At 62.1% G+C, this 19,501-nt stretch carries 16 protein-coding genes and 1 riboswitch; of the genes, 9 read left to right on the top strand and 7 right to left on the bottom strand.

What is annotated here, in order from left to right; all coding sequences use genetic code 11:
* Together gbpA and AB5Z09_RS21985 are read right to left on the bottom strand one after the other, a co-directional pair.
* Nucleotides 1-1,422: an N-acetylglucosamine-binding protein GbpA gene (gene gbpA / locus AB5Z09_RS21980; protein WP_368196280.1), complete on the bottom strand. Its 1,422-nt coding sequence runs from the start codon at nt 1,420-1,422 to the stop codon at nt 1-3.
* Nucleotides 1,423-1,487: 65 nt separating this feature from the next.
* Nucleotides 1,488-1,573, bottom strand: a riboswitch (cyclic di-GMP riboswitch).
* A gap of 264 nt (nt 1,574-1,837) precedes the next feature.
* On the bottom strand, nt 1,838-3,520 hold the full coding sequence (locus tag AB5Z09_RS21985) for a methyl-accepting chemotaxis protein (RefSeq protein WP_368196282.1): 1,683 nt from the start codon (nt 3,518-3,520) through the stop codon (nt 1,838-1,840).
* 276 nt (nt 3,521-3,796) lie between these two features.
* On the opposite strand from AB5Z09_RS21985, the gene AB5Z09_RS21990 reads away from it, so the two are divergent.
* Nucleotides 3,797-5,662 (top strand): M3 family metallopeptidase, encoded by a 1,866-nt coding sequence (locus AB5Z09_RS21990; protein ID WP_368196283.1) that lies wholly within the window; start codon nt 3,797-3,799, stop codon nt 5,660-5,662.
* A gap of 80 nt (nt 5,663-5,742) precedes the next feature.
* Here the strand turns inward: AB5Z09_RS21990 and AB5Z09_RS21995 are convergent, their stop codons facing one another.
* Nucleotides 5,743-6,105 (bottom strand): hypothetical protein, encoded by a 363-nt coding sequence (locus AB5Z09_RS21995; RefSeq protein ID WP_368196286.1) that lies wholly within the window; start codon nt 6,103-6,105, stop codon nt 5,743-5,745.
* Between the two features lie 181 nt (nt 6,106-6,286).
* Here AB5Z09_RS21995 and AB5Z09_RS22000 point away from each other — a divergent pair, with 181 nt between their 5' ends.
* Nucleotides 6,287-7,573: a ferric reductase-like transmembrane domain-containing protein gene (locus tag AB5Z09_RS22000; protein ID WP_368196288.1), complete on the top strand. Its 1,287-nt coding sequence runs from the start codon at nt 6,287-6,289 to the stop codon at nt 7,571-7,573.
* Nucleotides 7,574-7,588: 15 nt separating this feature from the next.
* Here AB5Z09_RS22000 and AB5Z09_RS22005 read toward each other — a convergent pair whose 3' ends face one another.
* A complete protein-coding gene (locus tag AB5Z09_RS22005; protein ID WP_368196291.1) occupies nt 7,589-10,756 on the bottom strand; it encodes a S41 family peptidase in 3,168 nt (1,055 codons plus the stop codon).
* A 279-nt stretch (nt 10,757-11,035) separates the two neighbouring features.
* On the opposite strand from AB5Z09_RS22005, the gene AB5Z09_RS22010 reads away from it, so the two are divergent.
* The 6 genes from AB5Z09_RS22010 to AB5Z09_RS22035 all read left to right on the top strand — a co-directional run bounded on the left by AB5Z09_RS22010 (nt 11,036) and on the right by AB5Z09_RS22035 (nt 15,689).
* A complete protein-coding gene (locus AB5Z09_RS22010; protein ID WP_031227763.1) occupies nt 11,036-11,515 on the top strand; it encodes a murein L,D-transpeptidase family protein in 480 nt (159 codons plus the stop codon).
* Between the two features lie 120 nt (nt 11,516-11,635).
* The gene (locus AB5Z09_RS22015; protein WP_021230918.1) at nt 11,636-12,343 is read left to right on the top strand and encodes an AzlC family ABC transporter permease; all 708 of its coding nucleotides are present in this window, start codon (nt 11,636-11,638) and stop codon (nt 12,341-12,343) included.
* Nucleotide 12,344: 1 nt separating this feature from the next.
* Nucleotides 12,345-12,680, top strand: coding sequence for an AzlD domain-containing protein (locus AB5Z09_RS22020; protein ID WP_005340292.1), 336 nt, complete (start codon nt 12,345-12,347; stop codon nt 12,678-12,680).
* Nucleotides 12,681-12,802: 122 nt separating this feature from the next.
* Nucleotides 12,803-14,329 (top strand): YjjI family glycine radical enzyme, encoded by a 1,527-nt coding sequence (locus AB5Z09_RS22025; RefSeq protein ID WP_335819069.1) that lies wholly within the window; start codon nt 12,803-12,805, stop codon nt 14,327-14,329.
* Between the two features lie 10 nt (nt 14,330-14,339).
* Nucleotides 14,340-15,227: a YjjW family glycine radical enzyme activase gene (locus AB5Z09_RS22030; protein ID WP_335819070.1), complete on the top strand. Its 888-nt coding sequence runs from the start codon at nt 14,340-14,342 to the stop codon at nt 15,225-15,227.
* Between the two features lie 138 nt (nt 15,228-15,365).
* Complete coding sequence (locus AB5Z09_RS22035) at nt 15,366-15,689, top strand: DUF1820 family protein (protein WP_005340296.1); 324 nt, start codon at nt 15,366-15,368, stop codon at nt 15,687-15,689.
* A gap of 63 nt (nt 15,690-15,752) precedes the next feature.
* On the opposite strand, the gene AB5Z09_RS22040 is transcribed toward AB5Z09_RS22035, so the two are convergent.
* The 3 genes from AB5Z09_RS22040 to AB5Z09_RS22050 all read right to left on the bottom strand — a co-directional run bounded on the left by AB5Z09_RS22040 (nt 15,753) and on the right by AB5Z09_RS22050 (nt 18,450).
* Nucleotides 15,753-16,685, bottom strand: coding sequence for a LysR family transcriptional regulator (locus tag AB5Z09_RS22040; protein WP_335819071.1), 933 nt, complete (start codon nt 16,683-16,685; stop codon nt 15,753-15,755).
* A gap of 165 nt (nt 16,686-16,850) precedes the next feature.
* Nucleotides 16,851-18,047, bottom strand: a complete 1,197-nt coding sequence (locus tag AB5Z09_RS22045) for an amino acid aminotransferase (protein ID WP_323070134.1) — start codon at nt 18,045-18,047, stop codon at nt 16,851-16,853.
* 127 nt (nt 18,048-18,174) lie between these two features.
* The gene (locus AB5Z09_RS22050; RefSeq protein WP_368196293.1) at nt 18,175-18,450 is read right to left on the bottom strand and encodes a metal/formaldehyde-sensitive transcriptional repressor; all 276 of its coding nucleotides are present in this window, start codon (nt 18,448-18,450) and stop codon (nt 18,175-18,177) included.
* Nucleotides 18,451-18,521: 71 nt separating this feature from the next.
* Between AB5Z09_RS22050 and dmeF the strand changes: the two genes are divergently transcribed.
* The gene (gene dmeF, locus AB5Z09_RS22055) at nt 18,522-19,487 is read left to right on the top strand and encodes a CDF family Co(II)/Ni(II) efflux transporter DmeF (protein ID WP_368196296.1); all 966 of its coding nucleotides are present in this window, start codon (nt 18,522-18,524) and stop codon (nt 19,485-19,487) included.
* Nucleotides 19,488-19,501 lie beyond the last annotated feature (14 nt).

The following is a 19,501-nucleotide window of genomic DNA, read 5'->3' on the forward strand; positions in this document are numbered from 1 at the left end:
TTACTTCACTTCATCCCACGCCATTTGCCAGTGGGAGCCGATGCCCGGCTCGTACTGGGTTGCGGTGGTGGTCCACTGCTGGCAGTAGCCGCTGTAGGGGAAGGGCTTGCACTGATAGACCTTGCCATTTTTCGGCTGCTTCACCTTGGTTCCGGCGGTGTAGGACTTGATGTTGTTCGGGAAGACGAAGTCGTATTCGCTGCTGCTCTGCTCCTTGAACATCAGATCCATGGTCTGCTGGATGGTCTCGCCGCCCGCTTTCGGGGTGGCCTTGATCACCAGCTGGTGGTGACCTGCCTTGAGCCCTTCCAGCGCCATGGTGAAGGTGTGGCTGCTGTCTTTGATATCTGCACGGCTTTCACCCTTGGCCACGCCGCCGTGGTCATAGAGGGTGTTGGTGACGGCCAGATCGCCCTGTGCGGTGACGGTGAAATCGAGGGTTGCCTTGCCGTTGTCCAGCACATAGTCGCTGGCCAGACCGCTGACGCTGATGCTGTCCACCATCGGCGGTTGCTGCTGTTGCAGGTCAATCTCGACCCGCTTCAGCTCGCTGTTTCGCTTTAGATAGATGGGGTTCATGCCATAGACCGGATTGAACTGGCCATCGGCTCCTTGCTGACCGGCGCGGATCAGGCTCTGTTCGGCGTTGATCTTGCCTGCGAGGGCATGGGCCCAGTTGTTCTTCTGGCCCTGTTCGGCAGTGGTGATGGTCAGCACGGTTTGCAGATCGGGGCGCTCGCCGTTGGCATCGAATACCCGGGTCATCGCCTTGTCGCCTGCCGTGAGGTCGATGGAGGGGTAGATGGTGCCGGCCTGACTCCATTCCAGTGGCGGCTGGCTGCCATCTTTGAACTTGGCATCGATGATGTTGTAGAAGCTGTTGCTGGTGTCGCCCACTTCCCACACGCCGAGGATCACTTGATAACCGGTGCGCTCCGGCAGGATACAGTTGTGGGTCACCTGCTTGGGCGGCTGCATCATGTTGCCGTCGATGACGCAGAAGGGATTAAGGTCAAACGAGGCGCGGGTGAGCGGCTGGTTGGGGTTCCAATCCTGCTTGGTGAGGTAGTAGCGCCAGTTGCGGGTGACGTGGTTGGCGGTGAAGGTCCAGCTGATGGCGAAGGGGCCGGGCTGTACTTCACGCTTGGTCCAGCGGTCGCTGGTCTGGATGTTCAGCTCGCTCCAGCGCGGGCTGCCCGCCGAGGCGATTTGACCATCCTGCGGGCCGCTCTGCGGGAAGCCGGAAGGGCCCTCCACGCTCTGGGGTTCCCACTGCACGCCACCACACTGGCTGTTGCCGCCGGTTTTGCACAGATAGTTGCGGCTCTCTGGCTGGCTGATGTAGCCATGCGCCAGAGCGCTGCCGCTGGCCAGCAGAGCCAGCACCGCTGCGATGTGATTAAGTTGGATTTTTGCTGCCATACATTCCTCTGTTCGATAGATGTGGGCAGTCAGTTGGCCGGGGAGTTCCCCGATGCACACTTGCGTGTGGCAACCCCGCTATCCTGGACAAAACGTCTGTAGACCGGAGGCTTTGCGTCCCGACCTTTCGGTCAGTTTGCCAAATGACTAGATGGTTAGTGATGGGCCAAATGTTCAGCCATCACCATTGTGCACTGCATTGATTAATTATTTGAAGTTAAATGTTTCAATGCACCGTTCAACGGCACACGGATCATTCTAACTGACTGTTTTTAAATTGTTCTCTAATTTGTGAATGGCGTCGAATACCGTTGAATATGCCGATAAGGTGCATGCTGATTGCGTGTTGTCGGCGTAAAAAAACCTGCCAGCTTGGCTGGCAGGTCGGGTGACAAAGCGACACGGATTGACGCCATCAATGACGGGCGCGCTGCTCGCCTGACGGGGGAGACACGGGAACAATCATTGGCGCAGTGGAGGGCTCCTTGCCCAGTTTGAACACCGCAAGCCGCTCATCCAGGCTGCGGGAGAGACCGGCCAGCAGCTCGCTCTCCTGCGCCAGTTGCGAGGCGGACTGGGACATCTCCAGCGCCGAGTCGTTGATGCCGCTGACGTTGCGGTTCATATCCTCGGCCACCATGCTCTGCTGCTCGGCGGCGGTAGCGATCTGGGTCGCCATGTCGCTTACATGCTGGATGTGGTTGACGATCAGGGTGAGATCTTGCCCCGCCTGCTGGGATTGGTTGACGCTGCTCTCTGCCAGTTTGCGGCTGGTATCCATGGCGTTGGCGGCGGTGACGGCCCGTTGCTGCAGCTGGGCAATGGTACTCTGGATCTCTTCGGTAGACTGGCGAGTGCGGCTGGCCAGCTGGCGCACCTCGTCGGCCACCACGGCAAAACCGCGGCCCTGCTCACCGGCACGGGCTGCCTCGATGGCGGCGTTGAGGGCCAGCAGGTTGGTTTGCTCCGAAATGGCGCTGATGACGGCGGTCACTTCGCTGATCTGCATTACCCCCTCTTTGAGCTGGTTGACCTGCTGGGTGGCCTGCTCCACCTCGGTGGCCAGCGCCTTGATGCCGTGCACGCTGGCGTGAACGTCACGGTTGCCGAGACCTGCTTCACCGGTCGCTTCCTGGGTATCCCGCGCGGTATTTTCGGCGTGTCCGGCCACATCGGAGATGGTGGCGCTCATCTCGTTCATGGCGGTAGCGAGCTGGGCCAGCTGATCCCGCTGGCTGGTGACCGCCTGATTGGTCTGCTCGGCAGAGGCGGCGATGCGCAAGGCGGCATCTGCCACGTTGCGAGCCCCCTGGCTGGCCTCCAGTAGGGCGTGGCGGATGGCATCGAGACTCTGGTTGGTGCAGCGGGCGACCACTCCCAGCTCATCCTTGCCCTGTACCGGGATGCTTACCACCAGATCCCCCTTGGCGACCCGCTGCATGGCGTGGTTGATCTGGCTGAGAGGGGAGACGATAGAGTGCGTAATGCGCCAGCCCAGCAGCCCCATCAGCAGGATCACGATGGCGGTGGCGGTCCCCATCTTCATGTACTGGGCCCAGATGGTCTGCTGAATATCTTGCAGCAGCATGCCGGAACCGAGGATCCAGCCCCAGGGCTGATAGCCGGAGACCATGGAGAGCTTGTCGGCGGTCTCACCGGACGGGCCGACCCACACATATTGCAGAGTGCCCTGTTTGCCCCCTTTGGCGATATCCACCATCTGATACCAGAACTGCCCGGCGGTGGCGGCGCTTCCTTCACCCATCTTCTGGCCGACCAGTTCGGGACGGATAGGGTGAACCACCATGGTGCGGTTCTCGTCGATGACGAATAAATAGTTGTTGCCATCAAAGCGGGTGTTGGTCAGCAGCTTGCGCGCCTCCTGCTGGGCCTGCTCTGCTGGCAGGGTGCTGGCCAGAAACTGGATCTGGCTCATGGCCTGTTCCAGAACCGCATTGAGCCGCGCCTCTCGCTCGCTCATCAGATTGCGCTGGAGCGCGTTGGCCGAGATAAGTAGCAGCGAGACAAAACCGACAAACGCCAGTGCGAGCAGCAAAATTAATTTGCGGCTCACGGTAATATCACCGAGCTTGAACATGACTAAACCCTCATTTCCCTGTTGATTTTATGTGGCTCTGTACCGCGGCAGCCAGTTCGTAAGAGTTAACAACTCATTTACTTTCAGTCTCTTGCCGACCTTTCTCAAATGAGCGTTTTAACATCAGTATAGTCAGCAGACAGCAACCCCCACTTTTTGGTAGCGTGTTGATGCGCATCCCTGCGCAATTTTTGCCAAAGAGTGTGAATCATTTGGCATTTCACTAAAAAAAGGAGTGGGCCCCGCTGCGGGTGACCCCATAACAAGAGGGAATTTATGAGTTCCATTGCCAGGAATTACTTCAACCAGCTCAACGCCGACTACCTGCAGGTGCACAGGCGCAAGGAGGATCTCTTCTGGTCCACCTATATGGGCACCAGCGACGATCAGGCCGGTTTCACCGCGGCCGAGCAGGCCTACAAGGCCTTTTGTGCCAATCCGGCCCGTCTGCCCGCATTGCGGGAGATGTTGGTGCAGGCCGACGAGGATGATCTCAAGGGCGGTCTGCAAGGCTGGATCGCCTTCTTCGAGTGCAATGTAATTGAAGATCCCGCCGCTGCCGCCCTGATGGATGAGCTGGTAGCCGCCGAGGCGGAGCTGTTCGCCCGCCGCAAGGGGCTGAAACTGACCCTGCTGGATGAGCAGGGCCAGCAGGTCGCAGGCAGCCTGTCCGCCGCCAGTACCTCGCTCGCCGCCAGCCCGAACGAGGCGGTGCGCCAGAGCGCGCTCGCCATGTTCCACACCCTGGAGCAGTGGGTGGTCGGCAACGGTTTTCTCGAGGTGGTGGCAATCCGCAACCGCTTTGCCCGCGCCATGGGCTATCGCGACTACTTCGACTACAAGGTGCGCAAGAACGAGCAGATGAGCCCGGAGCAGCTGTTCGCCATCCTCGACGACTTTATTGCCCGCACCGACGCCCGGTTGCAGCAGAGTCTGGTCGAGCTGAAGGCCGCCAAGGGCGAGGCGGCCCTGCTGCCCCACAACCTGCGTTACAGCGTGAGCGGCGATGTGACCCGCCAGCTCGATCCTTACGTGCCCTTCTCGCGGGCGCTGCGGGATTGGGTCGAGAGCTTCCGCCGGCTCGGCATCCAGTATCGCGGGGCGACCCTGACGCTGGATTTGCTGACCCGGGAGGGGAAATACGAGAACGGCTTCTGCCACGGCCCGGTACCGAGCTTCTTCCAACAGGGGGAGTGGGTGCCAGCTGTGGTCAACTTCACCAGCCTGGCCGATCCGGCGCAGGTGGGCAGCGGCTGGAGTGGCCTCAACACCCTGTTCCACGAGGGAGGCCACGCCGCGCATTTTGCCAATGTCACCGGCAACGCCCCCTGCTTCTCACAGGAGTTTCCGCCCACCTCCATGGCCTATGCCGAGACCCAGTCGATGTTCTGCGACAGCCTGCTGGACGATGCCGACTGGCTCAAGCGCTACGCCAGAAATGCGGCGGGAGAGGCTGTTCCCGACGCCCTCATCAAGGAGATGATTGAAGCGCGTCAGCCGTTTCGCGCGTTTAACGAACGCCAGATCGCGCTGGTGGCCTACTTCGAGCGGGATCTCTACGCCATGGCAGAGAGCGAGCGCACTCCCGAGGCTGTGCTGGCACTGGCCCGCAAGTGGGAGCGCAAGATCCTCGGGGTCGAGAGCCCGCGCCCGCTGCTGGCCATTCCGCACCTCCTTAATCAGGAGTCGGCCTGCGCCTATCACGGCTACCTGCTGGCGCTGATGGCGGTGGAGCAGACCCGCGCCTTTTTCCTCAAACGTGATGGCTACCTCACCGACAACCCGCGTATCGGGCCGGATCTGGCCGCCCACTACTGGGGGCCGGGCAACGGCATGAGTCATGATGAGACCCTGCGCAGCCTGACCGGCGAGGGGTTTAGCGCAGTGCCGCTGGCCGAGGCATGCAACCTGAGCGCCGCCGAGGCGTGGCAACAAGCTCAGGCCTGCATGGCTGCCGCGCAGCAGCGCCCCGCGGCTGGCGAGGGAAGCCCACTCGATGCCCATATCCGGGTGGTACACGGCGCCGAGCTTATCGCCGACAACAGCGAGTCGGAAACCCGTATGCTGGCCGATTTCGAAGCGTGGATCGCCCAACGCTACTGTGCTGGGAAGGTCAGAGATGGGTTGAGCTGCGTGCAGTAAGTGATGTGATGAAGGCTGGCTTGTTATGAATAGGCAATTGGCAGGAGGGGCGACCTTCCTGCCATTCTTTTTTTCATTATTCACGATTCATCAATGACTTTATTTCCGCAATTTTCACAGATGGCATGTCGTTCAAAGCGATCCATGTTGGCCAGAAAGGGGTCGGCGGCCCAGCCGGTAATGAAGTCTTTGATGAATGCTGTGCGTTTTTGCTCCGGTGTCGGCTGTTTGCCAAATGATTTGTCGACCAGCACCACGACATGGTTGGTCTCGCGCTGACAACTCGGGCAGTAGCGTTGTTCGGTGGATGAAAGCAAGGGGGGCTCCTGGTCCGGGGGAGTGGGCGGCAGGTTTTCCGCCGCAGATATGTGTCGTCCCCATTTGATTCCTTTTGCAGGCAGGTCGTCAATCACGGCAGAGGTGGATTTTTCGCTATTCCCCATGAAGAGAGGGCCGGTCAGCAAGGGTGACCAGAGGGGCCAGCGGGCCCCTCTTTTGTTTCCGTTTGTCACACATTGCCACACAAGCTTCCCCCTCTGGCAAAGTCTTGTGACCGGGCGGGTGTGCAATGGTGCCATGAGCAGGGAGATGAGGCCCTGCCGCGATGGAACCAGGGAGCATGTTATGACGAACAAATGGATGTGGTGGCTGTTGCCGCTGCTGGCGGTCGGAGTCTGGTGGCTCGGGTATGCGGGGGATGCCAACGGGGTGTGGCCCTGGCGCCATGAGATGTTGTTACTGACCGGCCTGCTGGGGATGGCCTATATGGCCATTTCGCTGCTGCTGGCCTTGCGTATGCCGCAGTTGGAGGTGTGGTGTGGCGGTCTGGACCGGATGTTGCGATTGCACCGCCAGACGGCCATCGGCGGCGCAATGGCGCTGACCGCCCACTGGCTGCTGGTGGAGGCGCCCAAGTGGGCGGTCTCGGCGGGTTGGCTGAGTCGTCCCGCCCGGCGTGGGGTCAGTGGAGCTGGTGCAGGTAATGGCATCTCGCTCCATGCCCTTGGCAATACCCTGGGTGAGTGGAGTTTCTATCTGCTGATCGCGCTGGTGGTGGTGAGCTTGCTGGCGCTGGTGAGTTATGGCCGCTTTCGGCTGATCCATCGACTGGCGCCGCTCATCTATCTGGCTGGTTGGGGCCACGGGCTCTGCCTGCTGCCTCAGGTGGGAGCCATGACGCCGGTTGGGGTAGCGATCTGGTTGATCGGCGGGATCGGTGCTATCGGGGCCCTCTACTCTCTGCTGGGACAAGTGGGGGCGCGGGATCGCCATCCCGGCCGGGTCATTGCGGTGCGAGTGCTGGCGGATCAGACCTGCGAGCTGACCATGCAGCTGGAGAGGCCGCTCGCCCATTACCGCCCGGGTCAGTTTGCCTTTTTCGAATTTGACGCCAAGGAGGGGCCGCACCCCTTTACCCTGGTGCGGGTGTCAGCGGATCGGCGCCAGCTGGTGATCGCGGTGCGGGCGCTCGGGGATCATACCCGCCAGCTGGTGGCAGAGGCGCGCGTCGGGGATGGAGTGGTGGTGACCGGCCCCTATGGCGCCTTTGTTGCGCCGCAAGGGGGAGGCCGAGCCCTCTGGCTGGGGGCCGGGATCGGTATCACGCCGTTCGTCGCCTGGCTGGAGGGGCTGGCTGCCCGTGGCGAGCGCGGCGAGGGGAACACCCTGATCCAGTGCGCGCCGGACCTGGCGGGGGCTGTCTACCATCAACGGTTGGCCGAGCTCTGTCATCGCACCGGTGTGCATTATCAGTTGCATCTGGACAAGGCGGCCGGGCGGCTGGATCTGGCCCGCATCGCGCAGGATGCGCCCGAGCAGGTGTGGTTTTGCGGGCCGGAGGGGATGGCAGATGCCCTGACCCGGCTGTTGCCGGACGGGCATCTGCATCGCGAGCTGTTCCGCTTTCGTTGAGCTCGATGGGCGCCGTTATTTGGCGTTGGCGGGCAGCTGCTTGAGGGCGGCCTGTACCGCGGCCTCCAGTTGCGGATCCCGCCCGGCCACCATGTCGGCGGGGGTGAGAGGCGCCTGCAGATCCGGGATCAGCTCCTGATTCTCGTAAAAGGTGCCGTCCGGCTTGCGCAGCCCCAGGGTCGGAATGCCGTAGGAGAGGCCCGGGATCAGCCGGGAGTCGTGGCTATAGACCATGGTGCCGGTGCCGGGCACCGGATCGCCGACGATGGGGCCGACCTTGAGGGCGCGGTAGTACTCGGGGAAGGCGGAGCCTTCCGAGTAGCTGCCAGCGTTGACCAGCACCACCGAAGGCTTGGTCCACTGGCGAGTGGCGGCATCGGTTTCCCCCTTGCCCTGACGGGGCCAGCTGCTGGCCATCCCCTTGGCGCTGCTGCTGCCGGTCAGAAACTCCACCAGTGTATTGGCGAGATAGCCACCGCTGTTGAAGCGGACATCGACGATCAGCGCATCGCGATTGCGCTGTCTGCCGAGGGCATCCGCCACCACCGCATCGTAGACCTCGCTATTCATTGCCGGCAGATAGACGTAGCCGACCCGTCCTCCGCTCAGCCTAGCCACCAGCTCCCGCCGTTTCTCAATCCAGCGATCCTGTTGCAGCTGGTACTCCTGCTGTTTGTCGATGGCGGTGAGCACCACCTCGTCAGTTTGCTTGTTGCCCTCCTGCTGGAAGGTGAGGGTGAGCCGGGCACCGGCCTGATGGTTAAGGGCTCGATCCAGCTCGGCCAGATTGGCAATCGGGCTGCCGTTGATGGCGAGCAGGCGGGCGCCCGGGGCGATATCGCTCTCCTGATCCAGCGGGCCGCCAGAGAGCAGGGCGGTGAGCATCACCCCTTGCTCGCCATCCTGCCAGTAGCCGCCCAGGCTGGCGGTCTCGTCCGCCATGCGCGGGAAGGGGGCGGGGCCGCTGCCCCAGGTGTGGGAGACATTGAGCTCGCCAGCCAGCTCCGCCAACAGGTTGCCAAAGTCCCGCGGGTTGCCGATGCCCGGCAGCAGGCGGCGGTAAGCGGCGACATAGCTATCCCAGTTCACCCCGTTCATATCGTCCAGATAGAACTCGTCCCGGGTGAGTCGGGCGATCTGATCGAAGGCGGCGGTCATGCGTTCCTGCCAGCGGCTGGTGGGCTGCAAGGCGAAGGGGGCGCTGGTGGCCTCGCCGGAGTCGAGGTGGATCCGGGTGATCTCCCCATCTCGCACCAGGGTAGCCAGGGTGCCCTGCTGGTTGAGGCTTGCCAGCGCTGGGCCGGGCTGTTCACCAAACAGTTCGCTGGTTTTGCCTTTGCGCAGATCCTGGCTGTAGCCCTTGATCTCGCTCTCGCTGTTGACCCCCATCTCCTCCACCAGATAGATCAGCTGGTCGCCGATGATGCGGCTGGCGAGCAGGGTGCCGGTGGGTTGCAGCAGCAGCGCTTCTCGATGGTTGAGACGATCGCTCTCAAAGCCGTATCCCCCTTTCGGCGGCTCCAGCTCGGCAATCGCATCGGCTCTGGCGGCACGGCTGCTGTAAATGCCTAGCAGGTTGGTGACGAGGGGCTCGCCATCGGGCCCCAGTGCACCAAACCGGGTCGATTGCCAGTAGAGAATGGCGCCATCCTGACTCCAGCCCGGTTGTCCATCCTGATAGCCGTTGAGGCTGACATTGACCGGTTTGGCCTTGGGATTGGCCGTGTCGATCACCGCGATCTCCTGCTCTGCCGCATCGGGGCGGAAGGTGAGCGCCAGATGGCGGGAGTCGGGGGCGAAGGCGAGATGCACCTCGTGGCGCGAGGGGTTGAAGCTGGCAGGCACCAGCTCCCGCTGCTTGTTGCTCGCCAGATCCAGCAGGTGGATGGCCTGGCCATCTACCACGAAGGCGAGCTGCTTGCCGTCGGGGGAGAGCACCGGACGGCTGATCCCCTTGCCGGGAATGGCCAGCAGCAGGCTCTCGGTCAGAGTGCCGGGATCGCTGAACAGCAGATCCGGATCCCCCTTGCGCAGGCGATAGAGGGCGGCGTGCCCCTGCTGCTCAGACAGATAGATGAGGGCGCGGCCCTGCTCGGCAAAGAGGGGGCTGGACTGCTCGCTCGGATCTCGGGTCAGCTGACGCACCCGCTCCCGCTCGGGGTCGAGGGCAAACAGGTTGCCCTCGCTCACCAGGATCAGCTCGTCCGCCTCTTCGCTGACCAGCGCTTCGTCTGCCAGGGTCAGGGCCTCGCTCGCCTCATCCGGCGTGCTCGCCACTTGCGGTGTGAGGGTCAGCTTGCGTGGCTCGCTGCTACCGGCATCGAGGCGATAGAGCTCGCCCAGCCATGACCAGACCAGATCGCCATTGCGAGAGGCGCTGAGCCCCCGCACCGGATGGCCCTGATAGTGGGTCAGCTGTTGCTCCTTGCCGCTGGCGAGATCCCGGCGCCAGACGTTGAAATCGCCGCTGCGCTCGCTCAGGTAAAAGAGGGTATCCCCCTTGTCGCTCCAGACCGGATCGGTGGCCGCCACCCGATCTTCGGTCAGCTGCTTGTGCTGCTTGCCATCAAACAACCAGAGGCGGGGCACCGCAAACGAGTGCTGATGCTTGCGAAAGGGTTGATCCGCCGCGGGCATCTGATAGGCGAGCAGCTCCCCGTGGGGGCGGGCGAGGGTCGCAGGCAGCGGCAGATCGGCCTGCAAGGTGCCGCCGGTGATCGGGGTCCAGTAGAGCTCGCCCCATTGGTAGCCTTCCGCGACAAAATGGTCGGCATCGGGCGCCCCCAGGCGCTGGCTGCTCAGCAGCAGCCGTTTGCCATCGGCGCTGAAGGCTTGCGGCAGATCGGTGCGCGAATCGCGGGTGAGGCGCACCATCTCGCCGCCGCTGGCGGGTACCACGAACACATCCTCGTTGCCGTAGAGATTGGCGGCAAAGGCGAGCTGTTTGCCATCCGGTGACCAGATTGGCCGCTGGCTCAAGTAGTCGCTGCCGGTGAGCGCCGTAGCGGGGCCTCCATCGGCACTGGCGACAAAAATGCGCCCCTGCCAGGTGAAGGCAAGCTGCTTGCCATCGGGGGAGAGGGCGGGCTCGCGCAGCCAGAGTGCATCGGCGGCGACACTGGCAGGCAGCCAGAGCAGGAGTGGCGAGAACAGCAGGGTGGCGAGGCGGCACGAAGAGCGCATGGCATGATCCTGTCGGGGAGTGGAGTGTTATCTTCGCCGATCATTGCCCCGGGTGCCAGCGCGATAATTTTTTGTATCTTGTTGTTTTAACTGTTAATTACCAATGCAAAATGACAGCGTTCAAGGAAGATGGCCTGGCTGCGGCAAGATATGTTTTGCCGGGCATATTGAGTATTGATGGCGATCCAATATCATGGCGCTCGCTCGCCGCTCGGCGGGCATCGTTCAGATGATCTGGTAACAAGAAAAGCCCGCACCAGAGGCTTGTCGAGGGATGGAATGAGAGCCGTATTACTGTGTTTGTTGGGGCTTTGGCCCGCATTGAGTTTTGCCTTGACCGAAAAAGCCGATTTGGTGGTGGTCAAGAAGTCGACCTATAGCCTGACCCTGATGAAGGATGGCAAAGAACTGAAGCGCTACTGGATTGCTCTGGGCCCGGCGCCCAAGGGGCACAAGCAGCAGGAAGGGGATCAGCGTACGCCGGAAGGGCGCTACACCCTCGACTACAAGAAGACCAATTCCGGCTACTACAAAGCCATCCATATCAACTATCCGAACCTGGATGACATCAAGCGCGCCAATGAGCTGGGTGTTCGTCCGGGTGGCATGATCATGATCCACGGCCAGCGCAACAGCATTGGCAACCGCAGGGTTCAGCCTTCCAACTGGACCAATGGCTGCATCGCCATGCTCAATCACGAGCTGGATGAGGTGTGGGACGCCGTTGACCCGGGTACGCCCATCGTCATCGAGCCCTGATCCCCTTGTGCACGCCCGCGACTCCGCGGGCGTTTTATTTCCCGCCAGTGATGACGTGACAGCGCTTGCTGTCCCGTGCTAGTTTTTTCGGCTCGCTTTGGCTGTGACAAGGAAGATCACATGATGTCAGTAACGAGCGTGCCCGAGCGAACGGGGATGCTCTGGTGGCGTGCCACACTGGATATGCTCCCGCTCTCCATTTCGGTGATCCCCTGGGGGATCCTGTGTGGCGCTTTGGCGTTGCAGGCAGGGCTGAGTCCGCTTCAGGCTCAGCTGATGTCGTTGCTGGTCTACGCCGGAGCCGCCCAGCTCTCGGCCACGACCCTGTTCGGGGCGGGCACGCCCCTGCTGCCCATCATGAGCTCCACCATGGTGATCACTTCCCAGCATCTGCTATACGGCTTCACCTTCCGCCGTGACGTATTGCCGCTCTCCTTGCGCTGGCGTGCCAGCCTTGCTTTTTTCCTGACTGATGAGATGTTCGCTGTGGCGCTGAAAGACCGGGAGCGCAGCGGCCACTTTGATCCGGCCTACGCGCTCATCGCGGGATTCGTCTTCTATCTGTTCTGGAATCTGGCGACCCTGCTCGGCATCGCGGCCGGTCAGTACATCGATGGACTGGACAGCATGGGGCTGGATTTTGCCATCGCGGCCACCTTCATCGCCATGACCATTCCCGCCATGAAAAACTTGCCCATGGTGGCGGCCACTCTGGTGAGCGGCGGCACAGCGTTGCTTACCAAGCCGCTGCTGGCGGAGATCCACATCATCGTCTCGGCTCTGGCTGGCATGGTGGTGGGCTATGTGCTGCACCGGATGAGGAGGTAGCGTGAGCTGGCTGATGATTGGCCTGCTGGCCCTGATCACCTTTTTCAACCGCTTCGCCTTCTTTTCTCGGTTGACCCGATATCAGCCGGGTGCCGAGATGGGGGCGTTTCTCGGCTTCTCGGCCCAGTCGGTGCTGACTGCCATCTGGTTGCCCATCGTCTTTAGCTACGAGCCGGGGATAGGTCTTGACTGGGATCCTGACTACCTGACCGCCACCCTGTGGGTGATGCTCTTGACCCTGTTGCGGCTGCCGACTCTGGTTGTGGTGGTGGGTGGAATGGGGGGCTTCTTCCTGCTGCGCTGGCTGGGAGGCATAGCCGAGCTCTTGCCTTGGTGAAGCGCGAGCCGTGATCTTGTGTAATGGATGTCATTATTCGACATCCGTCATGTCATGAATGTCACTTCAAAAAAAGCCTGCAAATGGTGAGGATATGGGCTCTATCCGTGAAGGAGTGTCCCATGTCTTTGATCGAAACCTGTCAGCGTATCGTGCGCGATCCCCATCTCTCCGCCGCCCAGAAGAGCCACGCACTGGCGCTGGCCGCCGAGAATGCGTTGCCCTACCCCGACCTGCCTGCCGCAGTCGCCGAGGCGATGGAGCAGGGATTTATCTGCGACATGTTCGAAGGGCACGCCCCCTACAAGCCGCGTTATGTGTTGCCGGACTATGAAAAATTCCTGAGTCAGGGCTCTTCCTGGCTGGAGCTGGCGGCGCCGCAGGATTTCGACGAGGCGCTCAACGCCCTGCGCATCCTCTATCACCATGTCCCCTCCGTCACCGGCATGCCGGTCTGGCTGGGGCGGCTCGACCATTTGCTGTTGCCGTTTGTCGGCGAACTGGATGACGAGACCCTCTATCGCAAGATGAAGGGGTTCTGGGTCTATCTGGATCGGGTGCTGCCGGACGCCTTCATGCACGTCAACATCGGGCCGGATGACAACCGCATCTGCCGCCTGATCCTGCGCATCGACAACGAGCTCAAGCAGGTGGCGCCGAACCTCACCTTCTTCCACGATCCGGAGCAGACCCCGGACGATCTGCTGCTGCAGGCGGTGAAGAACATCGCCGAGTGCAGCAAGCCGCACATCGCCAACTACCCGATCCACCGCGACACCTTCGACACTCGTGGTTTTGGCATCGTCAGCTGCTACAACGCCCTGCCGCAAGCGGGTGGCGCCAATACCCTGGTGCGCATCTCCCTCAAGCGGGTCGCCGAGCAGTGTCAGGGGATCGACGACTTCCTCGGCTGCCTGCTGCCCCACTACTGCCGTCTGGCCTCCCAGCTGATCGAAGCGCGGGCCGCCTTCCTCCACGATGAGTCCGGTTTCTTCGACAGCTTCCTGGTCAAGGAGGGGCTGCTGGATGAGGATCGCTTTGTCCCCATGTTCGGCATCTACGGCATGGCGGAAGCGGTCAATATCCTGATGGATAAAGAGAATCTGCCGGATCGCTACGGCCATGGCGAGGAGGCGAACCAGCTTGGCTATCGCATCTCGGCCCAGCTCTCCGCCTATGTGACCACGACCCCGCAGACCCATGCCTGGGGTGGCCGCGCTTTGTTGCATTCGCAAGGTGGCCTCAGCATCGATGTGGCAGTCACCCCCGGGGTGCGCATTCCCTACGGGCATGAGCCGGATCCGGCCAGCCATGTGCTGGCACTGGCACCGCACCACACTTATTACCATTCGGGGATCAGCGAGATCCTGACGCTGGATCCCACCATCCGCCAGAACCCGCAGGCGCTGTTGCAGCTCTGCAAGGGGGCGCTCGCCATCGGTATGCGCGAGTTCACCGCCAACGTGGCCGACAGCGATCTGGTGCGGGTGACCGGCTACATGATCCGCAAGAGCGACGTGGCCCGCTTCGCAGAGGAGGGGTCGCGCTTGCAGACCACCTGTCTCGGTGCCGAGGCGAGTGAAGTGACCGCCATCCGTCAGCGGGCTCCGCGAGTGGTCGCCCACGAATCGACCATCGGCGAGTATTGAGTTCGCACCGATGGCTGATGTTTTGCCAACACGCAGCGCCCTGGTAAGCAGGGTGCTGCCGTTCTCCTGTGTCGATGGGCCGGGCAACCGGCTGGTGCTGTTTCTGCAAGGGTGCAACTTTCGCTGCCCCGGCTGCCACAACCCGCACACCATAGGGCTGTGCGACGATTGCGGTGACTGCCTTGCGGTCTGTCCGAGCGGCGCCCTGACCTTGAGCGAAGGCAAGGTTCATTGGCAGGCAACGCTCTGCACCGATTGCGACGCCTGTCTGGATGTCTGCCCGCGCAGTGCCAATCCCAAGACTGCCACCATGACGGTGGCCGACGTGTTGGCCCTGCTGCGCCGCTACGGCCCACTGCTGAGCGGGATTACCGTCTCCGGCGGCGAGGCGACCACCCGGCTCCCCTTCGTGGTTGCGCTCTTTACCGCCATCAAGGCTGCGCCGGATCTGGCCCATCTCACTTGCCTGCTCGACAGCAACGGTTCGCTGGCCGAAACCGGCTGGCAGCGGCTGCTGCCGGTGCTCGACGGCGCCATGCTCGATCTCAAGGGGTGGCGTGACTCGGTGCATCACTCCCTGACCGGCTATGGTCGCGAGCGGGTGCTGGCATCGCTGCAACTGCTGGCACGCCACGGCAAGCTGACCGAACTGCGGCTGCTCCATGTGCCGGGCAAGAGCGATTTTCTGGATGCGAGTGGTGAGCTGGACGAGGATCTTGCCGCCTTCTTGCAGCGGCTGGGGCCTGTGCCCATTCGCCTCAACGGCTTTCGCCACCACGGGGTGCGGGGAGAGGCGGCACAATGGCAAGAGGCTCACCAAACCGAGCTGGAACAGCTGGCCAGTCGTTTGCGCGCAGCGGGATTGGGGCCGGTCTCACTACCTGCCTTGATGGGCTGAGTGGTTGCGTCATCCGGTGACCGTCATGGCGTGAGGTGCGGCATGGAAAGGCCGCAACTGTGATTTCTGTCTATTGGAGGGGGCGAGAACGGCGGCTAGAATAATGGCCATCTTCTTACCCCTCAATGACAGATAATCATGAGTGAAAGCAAGGCGTTATATCGGGTTCAGTTTATTTGCCACAGCGAGCGCTACGAAGTCTATGTGCGCGAAGTCAATCAGGGCCAGCTGTTCGGTTTTATCGAGATTGCCGACTTTGTCTGGGACAACCATACGGCGCTTATCGTCGATCCCAGTCACGAGAAGCTCAAGAGCGAATTTGCCGATGTGCGCCAGACCCTTATCCCCATGCATCAGGTGCTGCGCATCGACCAGGTGAAAAAGCAGGGGGCTGCCCGCATCACGGATCTGGGTAGCAACGTTGCCTCCTTCCCCAGCCCCATCTATACCAAACGTCCCTAGTCCCTACTTGCCGTTGATGTTTCGCCGCGGTGAAACATCAATCTCTGCTCGCTGTCATCCGGCTCAGGGCTCAATCAATTCGCGACCCAGTTGCAGGATCCGCTGGCGGAACCAGTGGCGGGCCGAGCCATCACCGGCCGGGCCATACCAGACCAGACTGTGACTCACCTTGCCGTAATCGAACGGTGCCGGACGCATCACCAGATCCGGCTGACTGGCCATGCAGGCCGCCCAGCCACCGATGGCGGTGAGGATCAGGTCGGTCTGGGGTAGCAGGGCCGCCGCGCTGGCGAAATCGGGCAGGGTGGCGCCAATCTGGCGACGCACCTGCTGCTGGGCCAGGCTCTGCTCGAAGAAGGGGTTGGCCAGCTCCTGATCCCGGATGGCGATATGGCGCCAGCTCAGGTAGGCATCGAGATCCCAGGGGTTGGCCAGCGCGGGGTGGTCTTTGCGCAGCAGGCAGACCAGTTTTTCTTCCCGCAGGGTCTCCCACACCAGCCCGGGCTGTCGCGGCAACGGCTGGCTCTGGTCATGGGGCAGGATCACGAAGTCGAGTTTACCCGCTGCCAGCGCCTCCAGCCCCTGCTCATCCTTGTTCCAGATCTCCGGCACCATGCCCGGCACCTCTTTCATCAGCTGACCCAGAATTGGGCCCACCGGCCAGGTCATCACGCTCTCGCGCAATCCCAGCCGCAATGTGCCCTGCCACTGCTGCGGGTTGAAGGCATTCTGGCGAGTGAGGCCGTTCAGCTCCCCCAACAGCCGGTTCAGGGTGGGCGCCAGTCGCTCGGCCATGGGGGTGAGCAGCAGCTGGTTGCCCTGGCGGTAGAGCAGTTGATCCCCCAGCAGATCCCGCAGCTGGTTGAGGGTTTTGCTGACGGTGGAAGGCGTGGTGCAGAGCCGCTCGGCGGTGCGGGTGACGCTCTGGTTGTCGAGCAGCAGATGCAGGGTGACCAGATGGCGACCTCCCAGCCGAGAGAGAGCGATCAGATCCATAGTGGCTCCTGAAATTGATGAAGATAAACAGGCTTGGAATCAGAAAGATTCAACGTGACCTGCTGGCATTCTCTCACAGCAGGGGGAGGGTGAGCAGATCCATCAAGAGGTGACCGCGAACGCAACAGACAAAAAAAAGCCCCGCCAAAGCGGGGCTGATGCGGATTAGCCCTTGAGCACCGCCGCCATGGCGTCGGCTACGTAGTCGACGTTGCGGCTATTGAGGCCCGCCACGCACATGCGGCCGGAGCGTACCAGATAGACGGCGAACTCCTCGCGCAGGCGATCTACCTGCTCCGGGGTGAAGCCGGTGTAGCTGAACATGCCGCGCTGGTTGATGAAGTAGCTGAAATCGCGGCCCGGCACCTTGGCGCTCAGCACCTCGAACAGCTTCTGGCGCATTGCCTTGATGCGGGTGCGCATCTCGGTCACTTCATCGACCCACATGGCGTGCAGCTCGGGCTGGCTCATCACCGCCGCGGTGATCTGGCCACCGTGAGTGGGAGGGCTGGAGTAGTTGCGGCGTACGGTGGCCTTCATCTGGCCCAGCACCCGGCTTGCCTCTTCGGCATCTTTGCAGATGACCGACAGGCCACCGCAGCGCTCGCCGTAGAAGGAGAGGTTCTTGGAAAACGAGTTGCTGACAAAGAAGCTGACACCGGCGGCCACCATGGCGCGGATGGCGTAGGCGTCCTCTTCCAGTCCGTCACCGAAGCCCTGATAGGCGATGTCCATAAAGGGGATCAGGTTCTTCTCGACCACCAGAGTGATGACCCGATCCCACTGGGCGCGGGAGAGATCCACCCCGGTCGGGTTGTGGCAGCAGGGGTGCAGCAGCACGATGCTCTTGGCCGGCAGGGTGCTCAGGCAGTCGATCATCGCATCGAACTGCACGCCGCCAGTGGCCGCATCGTAGTAGGGGTAGTCATGCACCTTGATGCCGGCTCCCTCGAACATCGCCTTGTGGTTGTCCCAGGTGGGATTGCTGACCCACACCTCGGAGGTCGGGAAGTAGCGCTTGAGCAGATCGGCGCCAATCTTCAGCGCGCCTGAGCCACCGATGGTCTGGATGGTGGCGATACGTCCCGCCTTGACCGCTTCATGGTCGGCACCAAACAGCAGGTGTTGCACTGCGGTGCGGTAGTTGGCGGCGCCTTCCATCGGCTGGTAGGGGCGCGGGGCCGGGGCGGCTGCGCGCTGGGCTTCGGCCTGCTGCACCGACGGCAGCAGCGGAATGCGTCCCTGCTCGTCGTAATAGAGGCCGATCCCCAGGTTCACCTTCTGCTCGCGGGTGTCTTTGTGGAAGGTCTCGACTAGCGTCAGGATTGGGTCGCCAGCATAGGCATCGACGTGTTCAAACATGGGGGATCCTTGAAATTGACTGTCCAGTAAAACCGGCGGTCAGCCGGGCTGGACATCATGGCGCAAAGCTGGCGGTGGCTCAAGCCCGACGCTGGTCGAGCCTGAAGGGATGGTGCCGCGATCCTGCTTACTTCAAATAGGATCGCAGGACGCTGACCACCTGATCCAGATCCTCCAGCCGCTCGGCCGGGGTGGCATCGGGGGCGCCGAGATGCTCGCGCATATGCCCCTCCAGCACCTCCAGCATCAAGCCGTTGACGGCGCCGCGGATGGCGGCGATCTGCTGCAAGATAGCGGCGCAGTCGCTCTCCTGCTCCAGCGCGCTCTGCAGCGCACCGGCCTGCCCCTTGATGCGGCGCACCCGTGCCAGCAGCTTCTTTTTGTCGTGAATGGTGTGGGACATGACGGATCCTCTCGATCAATAAAACTATACTGGGGTATAGTATATTGCATCATCGCTCTCAGGAGAAATCCATGTCATCCCTCGCTCAATCCCACTGTCATCAACCCGTCATCCACGAGGGCAATCCGCTGGCCGAACAGAAGACCCGCTGGGCCGTATTGCTGACCGTCATCATGATGGTGGCGGAGATCGGCGGCGGCTGGTTCTACAACTCCATGGCGCTGTTGGCGGATGGCTGGCACATGAGCTCCCACGCGCTGGCGCTCGGCCTCTCGGTGCTGGCCTATCGCGCCGCCCGCCATTTTGCCCGCGACCACAGATTCAGCTTCGGCACCTGGAAGATCGAGGTGCTGGGTGGCTTCACCAGCGCTCTCTTGCTGGTGGGAGTGGCCGGGTTGATGCTGTTCGAGTCTGTGTTCCGGCTGCTCGATCCCAGCCCGATCCACTATCAACAGGCGATCGCTATCGCGCTGGTGGGGCTGCTGGTAAACCTCGCCTGTGCCTGGCTGCTCAAGGATGATCACGGCCACCATCACCATGGGCATGACCACCATCATGAGCATCACGACCACGATCATCATCATGACCATGACGATCAGCACGGCCATCAGGATCTCAACCTGCGCGCCGCCTATATCCATGTGCTGGCGGATGCGGCCACCTCGGTGCTGGCGATCCTGGCGCTGGTGGGGGGTATGTTGTGGGGCGCTGACTGGCTCGATCCGCTGATGGGCATAGTGGGTGCCGGACTGGTGGCCGTGTGGGCCTGGGGTCTGTTGCGTGACTCCGGTCGGGTGCTGCTGGATGCCGAGATGGATACCCCGCTGGTGGCGGAGATCCGCGAGGTCATCGCCGAACTGCCACAGACCGAGATCCGTGATCTGCACGTCTGGCGGGTAGGGCAGCAGCAGTATGCCTGCGTGCTCTCTTTGCTGATGGTCAATCCGCTACCGGCGCAGCAGATCCGCGAACGGTTGGCGATCCATGAAGAGCTGGTGCATGTGACCATCGAGATCGCCAGCGAACAGGATAAATAACGGGGGCCGTTGGC

Source organism: Aeromonas sp. R2-2, assembly GCF_040908355.1.
Classification (GTDB): Bacteria; Pseudomonadota; Gammaproteobacteria; order Enterobacterales; family Aeromonadaceae; genus Aeromonas; species Aeromonas veronii.